This is a genomic window from Paracoccus sp. DMF, from assembly GCF_004407025.1.
GTDB lineage: Bacteria > Pseudomonadota > Alphaproteobacteria > Rhodobacterales > Rhodobacteraceae > Paracoccus > Paracoccus aminovorans_B.
Genome location: NZ_SOKV02000004.1, coordinates 15,760 through 29,688, shown reverse-complemented (window position 1 = coordinate 29,688; position 13,929 = coordinate 15,760). Strand labels below are relative to the sequence as shown.

The window sequence follows — 13,929 nt, the reverse complement described above, 5'->3', positions numbered from 1 at the left end:
GCGCATGGCCGCATTTCGGCGGCGGCGGGGTGACGGGCGGGCCGGGAATCTGTTATCGCCAACATGATTCCCGAAAAGCCCGCCATCATGCCCCGGAAGGTGCCGCCATGCCGCCGCAGCCAAACCTGAAACTTGCGATTCTTGCCCTGGGCCTTGGTGCCTTTGCCATCGGCACCTCGGAATTCGCCGCCATGGGGCTGTTGCCCTGGTATGCCGGCGATCTTGGCATCACCGAGCCGCAGGCGGGCCATGTCGTCAGCGCCTATGCGCTGGGGGTGGTCGTGGGGGCGCCGATCACCTCGATCCTGGGCGCGCGGCTGCCGCGGCGGCGCTACCTGGCGGCGCTGATCGCCGCCTATGGGGTGATGAACCTGCTGGCGGCGGTGCTGCCGGGCTATGGCACGCTGGTCTTCACCCGGTTCCTGGCCGGGCTGCCGCATGGCGGCTTCCTGGGCGTCGCCATGCTGTTCGCCGCCGATGCCCTGCCGCGCGAGCAAAGGGCCAAGGGCGTGACCCAGGTGTTGCTGGGCCTGACCATCGCCAATATCGCCGGGGTGCCGCTGGCCGGCGTGCTGGGCCAGAGCCTCGGCTGGCGCTGGGGCTTTGCCCTGCCGGGCGTGCTGGCGCTGCTGGCGGGCTGGCTGATCCTGCGGCTGGCGCCGCGCGTCGGTGCCGCCAAGGATGCGCGGCCGATGGACGAGCTGAAGGCGCTTGGCAATCCGGCCGTGGTGCTGACGCTGCTGGTCGGGGCCATCGGTTTCGGCGGGCTTTTCGCGGTCTATTCCTATCTCTCGGCCGCGATGCTGGCCACGACGCAGCCTCCGGGCTGGGCGGTGCCGGCCATGCTGTCGGGCTTCGGCATCGGCGGCACGCTGGGCAGCATCATGGCCGCGCGGCTGACCATACGCCTTGGCACCTGGCGCTCGGCGCTGCTCTTGATGGGCTTCATGCTGGCGACGCAGGGCTTTGCGGCCTGGGCCGTCGGCAGCTGGGGGCTGATGCTTCTGTCCTCGTTCCTGCTGGGGCTGGGCTCGGGCATGGTGGTGCCCTTGCAGACCCGGCTGATGGACGTGGCCGGGCGCGCGCAGAGCATGGCCGCCGCGATGAACCACGCCGCCTTCAACGCCGCCAATGCGCTGGGGCCCTGGCTGGCCGGCATGGCGCTGGCGGCGGGCTGGGGCTGGCAGAGCTCGGGCCTGGTGGCGATGGCGCTGTCAGTCGCGGGGATGCTCGCCCTGGGTCTGGCCTGGTGGCAGTCCCGGGCCGCCGGGATGGGCATGCAGGATCACCCCGCGCGAGTGTGAGGCGAATTCCCGCCGCCACGAGATGACGAGCACATAGAGCGTGGCGAGAAACAGCCCCAGCGGTCCAGCCAGCCAGCCCAGCGCCCCGAGCGCGAAATAGACGCAGCGCAGCCCCGAGTTGAAGCTGCGCGCCGCGGTGATGTTGATCTCGGCCGCCTGCATGGCGGCGGGCATGGCGCGCGGATCCTCGGGATCGTTCGGCACCGCCGCCATCATCACCGCGCAATAGCCGAACAGCCGATGCGCCCAGACGAAGCGCAACAGCGCGTTGGCGACGAAGAACAGCACCACGACGATCTTGATTTCCCATTTCAGCGCCGGGACATGGCCCAGGTCGAATTGCCGCGCCACGCCCGCCAGCTGGTCGGTCTTGCCGATCAGCGCCAGCCCGCCGCCGACGGCGATCAGGCAGGCCGAGGCGAAGAAGGCGGTGCCCTCGCGCAGCGTGGTCAGGATGTTGCCGTCGAAGATCCGCGGATCGCGGGTGACGAAATGCCGCATCCATTCGCGCCGATAGTCCTTCATCAGCACCGAGACCGAGGGGTGCTGCCTTGGCGGATGCTCAGTGATCCAGCCGATGCCCAGCCAGGCCAGGAAAAGCCAGGCCAGCGCGGCCAGGTCGGCGGGGGTGAAGGGGCCGGCGGGCGGAAGGGGAATCTGCATGTCCCAGTCTTACCGCCGCCCGGGACGTGTTGCCAGCGTCCGCCCGGCTGCCTAACTTGCAGGGGAAAACGCGCAGAGAACCGGAGGGATACCATGGCCGCACCGCACGCCATCCACGAAGAATTTCCGAACGATGCCGCCCGCATCCATGCGCTGAAGCTGTCGGACGCGCATTTCGCCCGGCTGCTGGTCGATTACGACCAGGTGAACGACCAGGTCGGTGCCGCCGAAAGCCGCCACACGCCCATGTCGGACGAGGCCGAAACGGCGCTGCGCAAGCGTCGCGCCGCGCTGAAGGACGAGATCGCGCGCCTGATCGCCGCGGCGCCCGCCTGATGCAGATGCCCGCCCCGGACCAGGCCGTCATCGGCCGCCGCGACGCGATCGTCGCGCGGCTGATCGCGGCGCTGTCGGCGGCGGGCGATGCCGCGGCGCGGGTGATCGACGACCCGGCCGAGACCCGCGCCTATGAATGCGACGCGCTCTCGGCCTATCGCTGCCCGCCGCTGGCCGTCGTGCTGCCCTCGACCACCGCCGGCGTCGCGGCGGTGCTGCGGCTCTGCCACGAAGAGCGCGTGCCGGTGGTGCCGCGCGGGGCGGGAACCAGCCTGGCCGGCGGCTCGATGCCCACGGCCGACGCGGTGGTGATCGGCCTGGCGCGCATGAACGCGGTGCTGGAAACCGACCTCGCCGACCGCTTCATCCGCGTGCAGGCCGGGCGCACCAACCTGTCGGTTTCGAGCGCGGTCGAGACGGCGGGCTTCTTCTATGCGCCCGATCCGTCCAGCCAGCTCGCCTGCGCCATCGGCGGCAATATCGCCATGAACTCCGGCGGCGCGCATTGCCTGAAATACGGCGTCACCACCAACAACCTGCTGGGCGTCACGCTGGTCATGATGGACGGCAGCGTGGTCGAACTCGGCGGCCCGATGGGCGAGGCGCCGGGCCTCGACCTGCTGGGCGTGGTCTGCGGCTCGGAAGGGCAGCTCGGCATCGTGACCGAGGCCACGCTGCGCATCCTGCCCCGGCCCGCCGGCGCACGGCCGGTGCTGATCGGCTTCGACAGCAGCGAGACCGCCGGCGCCTGCGTCGCGGCGATCATCCGCGCCGGCATCATCCCCGTCGCCATCGAATTCATGGACCGCCCCTGCATCCGCGCCACCGAGGCCTTTGCCGGCGCCGGCTATCCCGATTGCGAAGCCCTGCTGATCGTCGAGGTCGAGGGCACCGCGCCCGAGATCGACGAGCAGCTGCGCCTGATCCGCGCCATCGCCGAAACCTTCGCTCCGGTCGCGTTCCGCGAAAGCCGCTCCGAGGAGGAATCGCGCCGCATCTGGCTGGGCCGCAAGTCGGCCTTTGGCGCCATGGGCCAGATCAACGACTACATGTGCCTCGATGGCACCATCCCGGTCTCGGCGCTGCCGCAGGTGCTGGCCGGCATTGCGCGGCTTTCGGGCGAATTCGGGCTGGACGTGGCCAATGTCTTTCATGCCGGCGACGGCAACATGCATCCGCTGATCCTTTACGATGCCAACCGTCCCGGCGACCTGGAGCGCTGCGAGGCGATGGGGGCCGAGATCCTGAAGCTCTGCGTCGCGGTCGGCGGCTGCCTGACCGGCGAGCATGGCGTCGGCGTCGAGAAGCGCGAGCTGATGGGCGTGCAGTTCGACGCCGCCGACATGGAGGCGCAGATGCGGGTCAAGGACGTGTTCGACCCGCTCTGGCTGCTGAACGCCGCCAAGGTCTTCCCGCTGGCGGTCTCGGCCCCGCGCCGCGAGGGGCTGCGCCATGCGGCCTGAAACCGAGGCGGAGCTGGCGCGCATCATCCGCACCGCAGCCGGGCCGCTCACGCCCATCGGCGGCGGCACCCGGCTTTGGCCGGGCGAGGGGCAGGGCGCGCGGCTGGACCTCTCGGGGCTTTCGGGCATGGTGCTTTACGAACCCGCGGCGCTGACCCTGGTGGTGCGGGCGGGCACGCCGCTCTGCGAGGTGCAGGCGCTGCTGGCCGCCGAGGGCCAGATGCTGGCCTTCGAGCCCGACGCCCGCGACGGCTCGACCATCGGCGGCGTCGCGGCCGCCAATGCCTCCGGCCCGCGCCGGGTGCAGGCCGGCGCCTGCCGCGACGCCATGCTGGGGCTGTGCTTCGTCGACGGGCAGGGCGAGGTGGTCCGGAACGGCGGCCGGGTGATGAAGAACGTCACCGGCTATGACCTGGTGAAGCTGCTGGCCGGATCCCGTGGTCGGCTGGGTGTGCTGACGGAAATCGCCTTCAGGACCGCGCCGCTGCCGCCCGCGCGCGCGACGCTGGCGCTGCCCGGGCTGACGCCGGCGCAGGCGGTGCCGGTGCTGACCGCCGCGCTCTGCGGGCCCCATGACGTCTCGGGCGCCGGCTGGCTGCCGGGGCAGGGCGCGCTGATCCGCCTCGAAGGGCTGGAAGACTCGGTCGCCATCCGTCGCGCGGCGCTGGCCGAGCGGCTGGCGGAATTCGGCGCGGTGGAGCCCGGCGACGATGCCCTCTGGTCGCGCATGGTGCCGCGCGCCGGCGCCGGCGATCTGTGGCGCATCCTCTGCCGCCCGTCTCAGGCGCCGGGCCTGCTCGCCGCGCTGCCCGAGCCCCTGGCGCTGGACTGGGGCGGGGCGCTGATCTGGGTCGCGCTGCCGCCCGGCACGGTGCCGGCGCTGCCGCGCTGGTCGGGCCATGCCACCCGCGTCACCGGCCCCGCCCCCCTGACCCTGCCCGCGACGGATGCCACCGTCGCGCGGCTGAACGCCAGCCTTCGCGACCGCTTCGACCCGCGCGCGATCCTTGCCAGCGACGAGACATGCAGACGAATTTCACCCCCGAGCAGCTGAGCGACCCGCTGGTCGCGCGATCGAACAGGATCCTGCGCGCCTGCGTGCATTGCGGCTTTTGCACCGCGACCTGCCCGACCTATCAGGTGCTGGGCGACGAACTCGACAGCCCGCGCGGCCGCATCTACCTGATCAAGGACATGCTGGAAAGCGGCCGGCCGGCGGATGAAAAGACCGTCAAGCACCTGGACCGCTGCCTGTCCTGCCTCGCCTGCATGACGACCTGCCCCTCGGGGGTGGATTACATGCACCTGATCGACCACGCCCGCATCCATGTCGAAAGGACGTATCGCCGGCCCTGGCGCGACCGGGTGCTGCGCTGGCTGCTGGCGCGGCTGCTGCCCTATCCCCGCCGCTTCCGGCTGGCGCTGCGGGCGGCGCAGCTGGCGCGGCCCTTCGCCAAGGCGCTGCCGGATGCGCGGCTGCGCGCGATGCTGGACATGGCGCCGCGCCGGATCCCGCCGGCCAGCCAGAACGACCGCGGCCAGGTCTTCGCGCCGACCGCGCCGCGCCGGGCGCGGGTCGCCCTGATGCCCGGCTGCGCGCAGCGGGCGCTGAACACCGACATCAACGACGCCACCATCCGGCTTCTGCGCCGCGCCGGCTGCGAGGTGGTGATCCCGCATGCCTTCGGCTGCTGCGGCGCCCTGACCCATCACATGGGCCGCGAGGCGGACGCGCTGCGCTCGGCCCGGGCCACGATCCGGGGCTTCCTGGCGCTGGGGCCGCTGGACGCGATCGTCATCAACACCTCGGGCTGCGGCACCACGATCAAGGATTACGGCAAGATCTTCGCCGGCGACCCGATGCAGCCCCAAGCCGAGCAGGTGGCGCGCCTAGCCCGCGACGTGACCGAGTTCCTCGACACCCACGGCCTGCCGCAACCCCGCGATCCCGGCGCACTGCGCGACGAACAGCCGGTTCTGGCCGATCTCGAACCGGCGGTCTACCAAGCCCTCGCCGCCACGCCCGGCCCCGAAACGCGGGGCGGCCGCGGTCGGGACCTGCGCGTCGCCTATCACGCCGCCTGCTCGCTGCAGCACGGCCAGCAGATCCGCGCGGCCCCCAAGACGCTGCTGGCGCAGGCGGGGTTCCATATCGTGGAACCCGAAGATCCGCATCTCTGCTGCGGCTCGGCCGGGACCTACAATCTGCTGCAACCGGAATTGTCCGGGGAATTGCGCCGCCGCAAGGTCGCCACGCTCGAGGCGACCCGACCGCAGGTGATCGCCGCCGGCAATATCGGCTGCATGATGCAGATCGGCGCCGGCACCGCGCTGCCTGTGGTCCATATCGTGGAACTGCTGGATTGGGCCAGCGGCGGCCCGCGCCCGCGCGCTTTGGCGCCCTAGACCCGTCTTCTCTGTTTCCCAAATACCCACGCCACCCGTGCCACGACCCCGGCGCCGGGTCTTGAAAACCGGCCGCGCCGATCCCAGCTATGCGCTGTCGGAGGGCCGGATGGCGCCGACGGACCTGCCCGCCCGGCAGCCGGGGGGCAAGCCTTTGTATCGCTTTGGAAAAGGATGCGAAAATGCGCAACTTCGATCTTACCCCGCTCTACCGTGCCTCGGTCGGCTTCGACCGCATGGCGGATGTGATGGACCGGGCTCTTTCCGCCGATATCGCAAGCTACCCGCCCTATAACATCGAGAAGACCGGCGAGAATGCCTATCGCATCTCGATCGCCGTCGCGGGCTTTTCCGCCGACGAGCTGACCGTCGAGGTCAAGGACGGCGCCGTGATCGTCTCGGGTCGCAAGGCCAGCGAGGACGAGAGCCGCAGCTTCCTGCATCGCGGCATCGCCAACCGCGCCTTCGAGCGCCGCTTCACCCTGGCCGACCATGTCCGCGTCGAAGGCGCGAGCCATGAGGACGGCATGCTGAACATCGACCTGGTGCGCGAGATCCCCGAGGCGCTGAAGCCGCGCCGGATCGAGATCGCCAAGCCGGTGAAGGCGGTGAGCAAGCTGGACGCCTGAGGTCTGCCGGGGGCGCCGCCCCCGGACCCCCGGGAGTATTTGCAAAACGGTGAAAGCCAAGGGGCGCCGGGTTCGGGGCCCCTTTCCTCATGCGCTGGCGGAACCGCTTCCCGGCGTCTTTCTCCGTTTCGAAAATACTCCGGGGTCCGGGGCAGGGCCCCGGCTCTGCGGGCGCCGCTAGAACGTGCGGCGGGCGCGGAGCGCGGCGGCGATGGTGCCGTCGTCGAGATAGTCGAGCTCGCCGCCGATCGGCACGCCTTGCGCCAGGCCGGTGACGGTGGCGCCGGTTGGGGCCAGCGCCTCGGCGATGTAATGCGCCGTGGTCTGGCCCTCGACCGTGGCCGAGAGCGCGAGGATGACCTCGGTGATGTTTTCCTCGGCGATGCGGTCAATCAGCTGCGGGATGCGCAGGTCCTCGGGGCCGATCTCGTCCAGCGCCGACAGGCTGCCGCCGAGGACGTGATAGCGGCCGCGGAAGGCCCGACCGCGCTCCATCGCCCAGAGGTCGGCCACGTCGGTGACGACGCAGATCTCGCCGGTGGCGCGGGCCGGGTCCTCGCAGATCGGGCAGATGTCGGCGCCGGTGACATTGCCGCAGACCAGGCATTCGCGGGCGTTTTCCGCGACCTGGCCCATCAGCCCGGCCAGTTGCGCCATCTGGCCGGCGCGCTTGCGGATCAGGTGCAGCACGATGCGGCGCGCCGAGCGCGGGCCAAGGCCCGGCAGCCGCGCCATGGTGGCGATCAGCGTCTCGATCTCATCGCCCGAGGAGGCCATTCAGAATGGCATCTTCATGTCGGCGGGCAGGCCCAGCTCGCGGGTCAGCCGGGCCATTTCCTCGGCCGCCCGGTCCTGCGCGCGGCGCTGCGCGTCCTTGATCGCGGCCAGGATCAGGTCCTCGACCACCTCCTTGTCCTCGGCCTTGAAGATCGAGGGGTCGATGTCGAGCGCGGTCAGCTCGCCCTTGGCCGTCGCCGTGGCCTTGACCAGGCCGGCGCCGGATTCGCCGGTGACGGTCAGGCGGGTCAGCCCCTCCTGCATCTCGGCCATCTTGCTTTGCATCTGCTGGGCGGCTTCCATCATCTTCGACAGGTCGCCCATATCGCCCAAGCCCTTGAACATCGCCTACTCCTCGTCCTCGAAAGGATCCCATTCCTCGACCTCGGCCACCGGGCCTTCGGTCAGCTCATGCGGGGATGTATCCTCGCCCGCGGGTTTTTCAACCGCAACCGGCTGCGGCACCGGGCGGATCTTGGTGATCTTCGCACCGGGGAAATGGGCGAAGATGGCCTGCACGGCCGGGTTTTCCATGGCGCGGGCGCGGGCCTCGGCCTCGCGCGCCAGCGCCTGCTCGCGCAGCGTCGGTGCCCCCGGTTCCGAGACCACGACCACCGCCCAGCGCTGGCCGCCGGTCCAGCCGCGCAGCCGCTCGGCCAGCCGCTGGGCAAAGTCGCGGGGCGCGTCCTCGGTCGGGTTGAACTCGATGCGGCCCGGGGCATAGCGGACAAGACGCAGGTGGTCCTCGACATCGAGCAGCAGCTTCATGTCGCGCATGCGGCGGATCAGTTCGATGACGGAGGCGAAATCAGGAAAACCGGCCAGCGCATCGGGCGAGACGGCGATGGCGGCGGCGCTGCCGCCCTCGCGGACCGCGACCGGGGCGCGGGGTGCGGCGGCGCGCGGGGCCTCGCTGCGCGCCGCGCCGGGGGCGGCGGCGCGGTTGAACTCGCCAGCCGCCACTGATGCCTGGACCTTGCGGATCAGTGCCTCGGGGTCGGGCAGGTCGGCGACATGGGTCAGGCGGATGATCGCCATTTCGGCCGCCATCATCGCGTTCGGGGCCTGGCCAACCTCTTCCAGCGCCTTGAGCAGCATCTGCCACAGCCGGGTCAGGGCGCGCATCGGGATGCGTTCCGCGATCTGCTGGCCGCGGGCGCGTTCGTCCGGGCCGATGGTCGGGTCCTCGATCGCCTCGGGGGTGATCTTCACGATGCTGACCCAATGCGTGATCTCGGCCAGGTCGCGCAGGACCGCCATCGGGTCGGCGCCATCGGCATATTGCGCCTGCAATTCGGCCAGCGCCTCGGCCGCAGCGCCGCGCAGGATCATGTCGAACAGGTCAAGGACGCGGCCGCGATCAGCGAGGCCCAGCATGGCGCGGACCTGGGGCGCGGTGGTCTCGCCCGCGCCATGGCTGATCGCCTGGTCCAGAAGGCTGGTCGCGTCGCGAGCCGAGCCCTCGGCCGCGCGGGTGATGAGCGCCAGCGCGTCATCGGTGATCGCGGCGCCCTCGCGGCCGGCGATCTTCTGCAGCAGCGCGATCATCACCTCAGGCTCGATCCGGCGCAGGTCGAAGCGCTGGCAGCGCGACAGCACCGTCACCGGCACCTTGCGGATCTCGGTGGTGGCGAAGATGAACTTCACATGCGGCGGCGGTTCTTCCAGCGTCTTCAGAAGCGCGTTGAAGGCGCTGGTCGAGAGCATGTGGACTTCGTCGATGATATAGATCTTGTAGCGCGCCGAGGCCGCGCGATAGTGAACCGATTCAATGATTTCGCGAATGTCGTTCACGCCGGTTCGAGAGGCGGCGTCCATTTCCAGCACGTCGACATGGCGGCCCTCCGAGATCGACACGCAATGTTCGCAGCGGCCGCAGGGCTCGGTCGTCGGGCCGCCCGCGCCATCGGGGCCGATGCAGTTCAGCCCCTTGGCGATGATGCGCGCGGTGGTGGTCTTGCCGGTGCCGCGGATGCCGGTCATGATGAAGGCCTGCGCGATCCGGTCGGCCGCGAAGGCGTTCTTCAGCGTGCGCACCATCGCGTCCTGGCCGACCAGGTCGGCGAAGGTCTCGGGGCGGTATTTCCGCGCCAGTACTTGATAGGTCTGTTCTTCGCTCATCCGCCGGCCTTTCGTGACCGGCCGAGATTAGCGGTGCCGGCGCGGGCCGGCAACCGGGTCAGGGCGTCCAGTTGAAGACCAGCTCCTCGCGGAAGGCGAAGCGGGCGACATGGCTGTCGACGATGTGGCGCATGTGCTCGGTCGTCTCGGCCGGGGCGTCGAGGGTGATCTCCAGCGTCGTGGGGGTCGCGGCCAGGCTGACCACGCGATCCTCGGGCATCACGATGCGGCCCTGGGTCGGGCCGAATTCGACCTCGAACTTGTGCGCCCAGTGCTTGCAGAGTTGTTGCAGATAGCGGCTGCCGTTTCCGGTGGCGACGGTGCAGGTGGATTGGATGATCTGTGTCATGACGCCAATCTGGCCTGCCGCCGGGCCGCGCGCAAGTTCACGAAAGCGTGAGGTCGCGGCCCGGCGGGGCGGCGTCAGTCGTGCTCGCCCATGATCTTCCACAGCGCGGCACCGATGACCGCACCCAGGATCGGCCCACCCAGAACAGCCAGAGCTGCTGGATCGCCCAGCCGCCGGCGAACAGCGCCTGGCTGGTCGAGCGCGCCGGGTTGACCGAGGTATTAGTGACCGGGATCGAGATCAGGTGGATCAGTGCCAGCGCCAGGCCGATGGCCAGCGGCGCGAAGCCCGCCGGCACGCGACCATGGGTGGCGCCCAGGATCACCACCAGGAAGCCCGCCGTCAGCACCACCTCGATCACGAAACCGGCGAGCATGGAATAGCCGCCGGGCGAGTGTTCGCCATAGCCGTTCGCGGCAAACCCGCCCAGGTCCACGCCGGCCTTGCCGGTCGCGACGACATAGAGCACGCAGGCGGCCAGGATCGCGCCGACCAGCTGCGCCAGGATATAGGGCAGCAGGATCGAGGCCGGGTTGCGGCCCGCCACCACGGTGCCGACGGTCACGGCGGGGTTGAAATGCCCGCCCGAGATACCGCCGACCGCATAGGCCATGGTCAGCACGGTCAGGCCGAAGGCCAGGGCGACGCCGGTGAAGCCGATGCCCAGTTCCGGGAAGGCCGCCGCCAGCACCGCGCTGCCGCAGCCGCCGAAGACCAGCCAGAAGGTGCCGATCACCTCGGCCAGAAGACGTTTCTGCATTGATAAACCTTTCGAAATAACTATCCCGCCAGAAAGCGCCTTCCGATTAATGTTTGTCAATCTGCAACGCAGGGGCACGGCCCGTTGACCGCGCCCGGCGCTCGGCCTATCTGCGGGGCCATGGCACGCGCACCGCTTTTGCAACTCTCCGACATTTCGCTGACCTTCGGCGGCAACCCCGTCTTCGACGGGCTGAACCTGACCGTGCAGGAGGGCGACCGGCTGGCGCTGGTCGGCCGCAACGGTTCGGGCAAGTCCACGCTGATGAAGGTCATGGCCGGGCTGGTCGAGCCCGATGCCGGCCAGGTCATCACGCCCGCCGGCATCCATGTCGGCTATATGGAGCAGGACCCCGACCTTTCGGCCTTTGCCACTCTGGGGGATTTCGCCCGCGCCAGCCTGGGCGACGATCAGGGCTACCGCGTCGAGATGGCGGCCGAGGGGCTGAAGTTCGACCCAGACCGAGCCGTGACCACCGCCTCGGGCGGCGAGCGGCGGCGCGCGGCACTGGCCCGGCTTCTGGCCGAAGCGCCCGAGCTGATGCTGCTCGACGAGCCTACGAACCATCTGGACATCGAGGCGATCGGCTGGCTGGAAGAACAGCTTTCGACCACGCGCGCGGGTTTCGTGCTGATCTCGCACGACCGGGCCTTTCTGCGGGCGCTGACGCGGGCGACGCTGTGGATCGACCGCGGCGCGGTGCGCCGGCAGGATCGCGGCTTCGAGCATTTCGAGGATTGGCGCGAAACCGTCTGGGCCGCCGAGGACGAGGCCCGCCACAAGCTGGACCGCAAGATCAAGGCCGAGGCGAAATGGGCCGTCGAGGGCATCAGCGCCCGGCGCAAGCGCAACCAGGGCCGCGTGCGCGCCCTGGCCGCGCTGCGCGAGGAACGCGCCGGCCAGATCCGCCGCCAGGGCACCGCCGCGATGGAGATGGACGCCGGCCAGCAGTCCGGCAAGCGGGTCATCGACGCCAAGGGCATCTCGAAGGCTTTCGGCGAGCGCGTGATCCTGAGGCCCTTCGACCTGCGCGTGCTGCGCGGCGACCGCGTCGCCTTCGTCGGCCCGAACGGCGCCGGCAAGACCACGCTGATCAAGATGCTGACCGGCGAGTTGCCCCCCGACACCGGCGAGGTGAAGCACGGCACCAATCTCGACATCGCGGTCTTCGACCAGGCCCGCAGCGCCATCGACGAATCGGTCAGCCTGTGGGACGCGCTGGCGGGCGATCCGGCGATGCGGGTCTCGGGCCGCGCCGATCAGGTCATGGTGCGGGGCCAACCCCGCCATGTCGTCGCCTATCTCAAGGATTTCCTGTTCGACGAGGCGCAGGCCCGCGCCCCGGTCGGCAGCCTGTCGGGCGGCGAGAAGGCGCGGCTGCTGCTGGCGCGGATCATGGCCCGGCCCTCGAACCTGCTGGTGCTGGACGAGCCGACGAACGACCTGGACGTGGAAACGCTGGACCTCTTGCAGGACATCCTGGGCGATTACGACGGCACCGTGCTGCTGGTCAGCCACGACCGCGATTTCATCGACCGCGTGGCCACGACCACGGTGGCGATGGAGGGCGACGGCCGCGCCACGATCTATCCCGGCGGCTGGTCGGATTACCGCCGCCAGCGCCCCGAGACGGTCGCGGTTGCCGAGCCGTCCAGGCCCGCGGCACAGAAGCCCGCGGCGTCCGAGCCGAAACCCGCCGCGCCGCGCAACGGACTGAGCTTTACCGAGAAGAAGCGGCTCGAGGCGCTGCCCGGCATCATCGAGCGGCTCGAGGCCGAGATCGGCAAGCTGACCGAGTTCCTGGCCCAGCCCGACCTGTTCCAGACCCAGCCCGCGAAATTCGCCAAGGCGAGCGAGGGGCTGACCGAGCGCCAGGCCGCGCTGGATGCCGCCGAAGAGGAATGGCTGGATCTGGCCGGGCGCGAGCAGGGCTGATGCGCTGAAAAAGCGCGGCCCCGAAGGACCGCGCAGTGGTCGAGCCGCGGGGGGAACGGCTCAGAGAATGAAGTCCGAGGCGGCGTAGTTCCCCGCCAGGGTCGCGCCATCGGCGATGCGGATGCGCATCTCGGCGACGGCATCGCCGTCGACATTGACCTGAAGCCAGGTCTCGGCGCCGTTGTTCACCACCCAGGCGGTGCCGGCGCCGCCATTGGTGGTGCCGTGGAAGGTGAACGCCTGGTTGCCCGCGACCAGCGTATTGGCGTCGATGGCCGACAGGTCGAAGCGGTCGCCCGGCGCCCCGCCAGCCCCGTCGAAGCCGTTGATCAGGTCGACACCGACCCCGACGGCGGAATCGTTCAGCGCAACGAAGCGGAACACATCCGCCCCCGCGGCGCCGTTGAGCACATCCGCGCCACCACCTCCGTTCAGCGTGTCATTGCCAAGCCCGCCTTGCAGCAGGTCATTGCCGAGGCCACCCCAAAGCACGTCATTGCCGGCGGCCCCTTCCAGCGTGTCATTGCCGCCCAAGCCCAGGATCTGGTCGTTGCCAGTGCCGGCATTCATCCGGTTGGCACCGAGCGTTCCGGTCAGCGTGTCATTGCCGCCGGCCGTCAGCACGTTCTCGAAGTTCACGAAGCTCTCGCCGGCGAAATTTGTCGCCCCGGTTCCCAGGTTGATGGCATAGGCGCCGGTATAGCTGCGGGCATCCAGCCAGTCGGTGCCGGCGCCGCCGTTCAGGGTTTCCGCGGTGCCCAAGCCGGCCAGCACCGTGTCATTGCCGGTCTCGGCCAAGTAGACGCCCGCGCCGCTGGAGATCAGCCGATCGTTTCCGGCGCCGCCATTGATGCTGTCGCTGCCGCCACCGGCTTGCAGGGTATCATTGCCGTCACCGCCGCCGATGACGTCATTGCCAAGGCCGCCGGTGAGAAGATCGTTGCCAGCCCCACCCTGAATCCGGTCGTTTCCGGCGCCGCCGTCGATGGTGTCATTGCCGAGATTGCCGAAGATGATGTTCGCGCCGTCGGTGCCGGTCAGCGAGTCGCTGCCGGCACCGGCATGAAGATTCTCGAAATTGACGAAGCTCTCGCCGCTCCAGTTGGTGACGCCGGTCGCCAGATTGATGACGTAATCTCCCGTCCATGCGGAGGTATTCAGCCAGTCGGTGCCGGCGCCGCCGTCC

General features: G+C 69.9%; 13 protein-coding genes and 1 pseudogene. 7 read left to right on the top strand and 7 right to left on the bottom strand.

Annotation, left to right across the window (positions count from 1 at the left end):
* Positions 1-107 precede the first annotated feature (107 nt).
* The gene (locus E3D03_RS03210) at positions 108-1,304 is read left to right on the top strand and encodes an MFS transporter (protein ID WP_263565785.1); all 1,197 of its coding nucleotides are present in this window, start codon (positions 108-110) and stop codon (positions 1,302-1,304) included.
* Here the strand turns inward: E3D03_RS03210 and E3D03_RS03205 are convergent.
* On the bottom strand, positions 1,215-1,967 hold the full coding sequence (locus tag E3D03_RS03205) for a DUF599 domain-containing protein (protein WP_263565784.1): 753 nt from the start codon (positions 1,965-1,967) through the stop codon (positions 1,215-1,217). The two genes, E3D03_RS03210 and E3D03_RS03205, sit on opposite strands and share 90 nt — an antisense overlap.
* Before the next feature lie 93 nt (positions 1,968-2,060).
* Here E3D03_RS03205 and E3D03_RS03200 point away from each other — a divergent pair, with 93 nt between their 5' ends.
* The 5 genes from E3D03_RS03200 (at position 2,061) to E3D03_RS03180 (ending at position 6,801) form a co-directional block, all read left to right on the top strand.
* The gene (locus E3D03_RS03200) at positions 2,061-2,303 is read left to right on the top strand and encodes a YdcH family protein (RefSeq protein ID WP_017997786.1); all 243 of its coding nucleotides are present in this window, start codon (positions 2,061-2,063) and stop codon (positions 2,301-2,303) included.
* A complete protein-coding gene (locus tag E3D03_RS03195; protein WP_263565783.1) occupies positions 2,303-3,766 on the top strand; it encodes an FAD-linked oxidase C-terminal domain-containing protein in 1,464 nt (487 codons plus the stop codon). Before E3D03_RS03200 ends, E3D03_RS03195 begins: the two co-directional genes overlap by 1 nt.
* Positions 3,756-4,820 (top strand): FAD-binding protein, encoded by a 1,065-nt coding sequence (locus E3D03_RS03190; RefSeq protein ID WP_263565782.1) that lies wholly within the window; start codon positions 3,756-3,758, stop codon positions 4,818-4,820. The genes E3D03_RS03195 and E3D03_RS03190 overlap by 11 nt, the downstream gene beginning before the upstream one ends.
* Positions 4,790-6,172 carry a glycolate oxidase subunit GlcF gene (gene glcF / locus E3D03_RS03185; RefSeq protein ID WP_263565781.1) on the top strand — a complete coding sequence of 461 codons (1,383 nt, stop codon included), beginning with the start codon at positions 4,790-4,792 and terminating at the stop codon, positions 6,170-6,172. Before E3D03_RS03190 ends, glcF begins: the two co-directional genes overlap by 31 nt.
* A gap of 182 nt (positions 6,173-6,354) precedes the next feature.
* Positions 6,355-6,801, top strand: coding sequence for an Hsp20 family protein (locus E3D03_RS03180; protein WP_263565780.1), 447 nt, complete (start codon positions 6,355-6,357; stop codon positions 6,799-6,801).
* A 177-nt stretch (positions 6,802-6,978) separates the two neighbouring features.
* Here the strand turns inward: E3D03_RS03180 and recR are convergent, their stop codons facing one another.
* The 5 genes and pseudogenes from recR to aqpZ form a co-directional block, all read right to left on the bottom strand.
* Complete coding sequence (gene recR / locus E3D03_RS03175) at positions 6,979-7,578, bottom strand: recombination mediator RecR (RefSeq protein ID WP_263565779.1); 600 nt, start codon at positions 7,576-7,578, stop codon at positions 6,979-6,981.
* Positions 7,579-7,923, bottom strand: coding sequence for a YbaB/EbfC family nucleoid-associated protein (locus E3D03_RS03170; protein ID WP_062560577.1), 345 nt, complete (start codon positions 7,921-7,923; stop codon positions 7,579-7,581).
* A gap of 3 nt (positions 7,924-7,926) precedes the next feature.
* On the bottom strand, positions 7,927-9,699 hold the full coding sequence (locus E3D03_RS03165) for a DNA polymerase III subunit gamma/tau (protein ID WP_263565778.1): 1,773 nt from the start codon (positions 9,697-9,699) through the stop codon (positions 7,927-7,929).
* A 58-nt stretch (positions 9,700-9,757) separates the two neighbouring features.
* On the bottom strand, positions 9,758-10,048 hold the full coding sequence (locus E3D03_RS03160; protein WP_263565777.1) for a DUF2218 domain-containing protein: 291 nt from the start codon (positions 10,046-10,048) through the stop codon (positions 9,758-9,760).
* A 74-nt stretch (positions 10,049-10,122) separates the two neighbouring features.
* A pseudogene (gene aqpZ / locus E3D03_RS03155) lies at positions 10,123-10,808 on the bottom strand (aquaporin Z).
* A 120-nt stretch (positions 10,809-10,928) separates the two neighbouring features.
* Between aqpZ and E3D03_RS03150 the strand changes: the two are divergent.
* Complete coding sequence (locus E3D03_RS03150) at positions 10,929-12,743, top strand: ATP-binding cassette domain-containing protein (RefSeq protein WP_263565776.1); 1,815 nt, start codon at positions 10,929-10,931, stop codon at positions 12,741-12,743.
* Positions 12,744-12,803: 60 nt separating this feature from the next.
* Here the strand turns inward: E3D03_RS03150 and E3D03_RS03145 are convergent.
* Positions 12,804-13,929, bottom strand: a 1,126-nt coding sequence (locus E3D03_RS03145) for a calcium-binding protein (RefSeq protein WP_318013691.1), incomplete at its 5' end; no start/stop codon positions are given.

What these genes read in the sequence shown, in the direction of transcription:
- E3D03_RS03210 (WP_263565785.1), top strand. Translation starts at nt 108, where the DNA reads ATGCCGCCGCAGCCAAACCTGAAACTTGCGATTCTTGCCCTGGGCCTT.
- E3D03_RS03205 (WP_263565784.1), bottom strand. Translation starts at nt 1,967, where the DNA reads ATGCAGATTCCCCTTCCGCCCGCCGGCCCCTTCACCCCCGCCGACCTG.
- E3D03_RS03200 (WP_017997786.1), top strand. Translation starts at nt 2,061, where the DNA reads ATGGCCGCACCGCACGCCATCCACGAAGAATTTCCGAACGATGCCGCC.
- E3D03_RS03195 (WP_263565783.1), top strand. Translation starts at nt 2,303, where the DNA reads ATGCAGATGCCCGCCCCGGACCAGGCCGTCATCGGCCGCCGCGACGCG.
- E3D03_RS03190 (WP_263565782.1), top strand. Translation starts at nt 3,756, where the DNA reads ATGCGGCCTGAAACCGAGGCGGAGCTGGCGCGCATCATCCGCACCGCA.
- glcF (WP_263565781.1), top strand. Translation starts at nt 4,790, where the DNA reads ATGCAGACGAATTTCACCCCCGAGCAGCTGAGCGACCCGCTGGTCGCG.
- E3D03_RS03180 (WP_263565780.1), top strand. Translation starts at nt 6,355, where the DNA reads ATGCGCAACTTCGATCTTACCCCGCTCTACCGTGCCTCGGTCGGCTTC.
- recR (WP_263565779.1), bottom strand. Translation starts at nt 7,578, where the DNA reads ATGGCCTCCTCGGGCGATGAGATCGAGACGCTGATCGCCACCATGGCG.
- E3D03_RS03170 (WP_062560577.1), bottom strand. Translation starts at nt 7,923, where the DNA reads ATGTTCAAGGGCTTGGGCGATATGGGCGACCTGTCGAAGATGATGGAA.
- E3D03_RS03165 (WP_263565778.1), bottom strand. Translation starts at nt 9,699, where the DNA reads ATGAGCGAAGAACAGACCTATCAAGTACTGGCGCGGAAATACCGCCCC.
- E3D03_RS03160 (WP_263565777.1), bottom strand. Translation starts at nt 10,048, where the DNA reads ATGACACAGATCATCCAATCCACCTGCACCGTCGCCACCGGAAACGGC.
- E3D03_RS03150 (WP_263565776.1), top strand. Translation starts at nt 10,929, where the DNA reads ATGGCACGCGCACCGCTTTTGCAACTCTCCGACATTTCGCTGACCTTC.